Source organism: Streptomyces sp. UF-297, assembly GCF_058245575.1.
In genome coordinates, this window is sequence record NZ_JBSIBZ010000212.1 from 1 (window position 1) to 1,705 (window position 1,705).

General features: G+C 75.1%; 3 protein-coding genes. All 3 read left to right on the forward strand.

Annotation, left to right across the window (positions count from 1 at the left end; translation table 11 throughout):
• On the forward strand, window positions 1–609 hold a 609-nt coding region (locus AC4IJH_RS43465; protein WP_490857555.1), incomplete at its 5' end, for a hypothetical protein.
• Window positions 610–759: 150 nt separating this feature from the next.
• Window positions 760–1,272, forward strand: coding sequence for a VanZ family protein (locus AC4IJH_RS43470; RefSeq protein WP_490857556.1), 513 nt, complete (start codon window positions 760–762; stop codon window positions 1,270–1,272).
• 92 nt (window positions 1,273–1,364) lie between these two features.
• Window positions 1,365–1,583 carry a PspC domain-containing protein gene (locus AC4IJH_RS43475; protein ID WP_490857557.1) on the forward strand — a complete coding sequence of 73 codons (219 nt, stop codon included), beginning with the start codon at window positions 1,365–1,367 and terminating at the stop codon, window positions 1,581–1,583.
• The last annotated feature ends 122 nt before the right edge of the window (window positions 1,584–1,705 follow it).

The window sequence follows — 1,705 nt, forward strand, 5'->3', positions numbered from 1 at the left end:
CGCCGGGCCGCCGCGCTGGCCGCGCTGGCGCTGGTGGCCGCGGGCTGCGGCATCCGCGGCACGTCCGTGCCCGTGGACGCCGGGGGCGCGCCGTCCCGGGTGAGCTGCAAGGTGCCCGCGGGGGCGCCCGCCGCGCCCGACGGCGTCCCGGTCAAGATCTATCTGGTGTGCGGCTCGGCGCTGGTGAAGGTCGAGCGCAACGCCTCGCTGCCCAAGAAGGGCACCGGGGACCGGCTGCGGACGGCCCGTACGCTCCTGGACGAGTTGCAGGAGCAGCCCTCCACCGCCGAGGAGGAGGCCGGGTTCAGCAGTTCGGTGCCCCGCACTCTTGAGGTGAGCGGGCCGGCGGGGTCGGATCCGGGCGACACACTGCGGCTGAGTACCGGGCCCGATGACCTGCCGTCGTTCGCGCTCGCACAGATCGTGTGCACGTACGGCGAGAGCACGGCGCTCGGCGAGGGCCGCTCGGTGGTGCTCGGCGGACCGGGCGGCGACCGCCCCCAGCGCTACGACTGCTCCGCCGAGATGCTCGCCCACCCCGACATCGCGCAGCACGCGAGCTGGGGGCGGCCGCTGCCCGCCACCGGCGCGCCGGACGCCGACGGCTGACCCGCGCGCCGGGCCGTGTCCCGGCGCGCTCCGGCGGCCGGCTCCGGCGCCTCCGGCAGCCGATGGCCGCGGAACGGAACCACGGCCGCCGCCGGTGACGTCATGGCCTGTGTGCAGCGTCATGGCCCAGGCGGCACGGCCGCCCCCCGTATGCGCGCCACGGGACTCGTGCTCCTTGTGGTGCATCTGCTGATCGTCGGCTGGCTCACGCTGCGTCCCCGGACGGTGCCCTGGGTGCCCGCCGGGAATCTCCGGCCGCTCGCCACGATCCGGGCCGAGCTGGCGCACGGCCCGTGGGAGGCGCTGCAGGCGCTGGCCGGCCCGGTGCTGCTGCTGGCTCCTCTGGGGGTCCTGCTGCCACTCGCCGCCGGGCGCCTGAACGTTTCTCCGCTGGGCTCCCTGACGCGGACGGTCTTTGCCTCAGCGATGATCGCGCTCATGATCGAGCTGCTGCAGACCGGGGTACCCGGCCGGGTCCCCGACATCGACTCCGCGCTGCTCAACACCCTCGGCGTAGTACTGACGCACCTGGCCGTAGTACCAGGGGTCCGGTCCCGGCTCCGCCGCCGGGAGTACGGGACCCGGGGGCCGACCCCGACGATCCCCAGGGTCGGTATCGCACCGCAGGCCGACGCCCTGTCCGGTTCGCGGACCTACCTTTGAAGCATCGGGCAAACGCCCCGCGAGCCAACAGCTCGGGCCGCCCCATGGCCTGCGTGGGACCGGCATCTCGATGCGACAAGGAGTCGTGAACCATGGCCGCCGCACTGGTCCGCCCCCGTAACAACAGGAAGATCGCCGGAGTGTGCGCGGGCCTGGCACAGCGCTTCGGTACGACCCCCACCACGATGCGGGTGCTCTTCGTGCTCTCGTGTCTGCTGCCCGGCCCGCAGTTCCTCGTCTACCTGGCCCTGTGGGTGCTCCTCCCCTCGGAGGAGGGCCGTGCGGCCGGGAAGTACAGCGAGGCCTGGTAGGCCCATCCCGCGCTTCCCACGGCGGCGCGCAGCACGCACGACACAGCCGTGGGGGGGGGGGGGGGGGGGGGGGGGGGGGGGGGGGGGGGGGGGGGGGGGGGGGGGGGGGGGGGGGGGGGGGG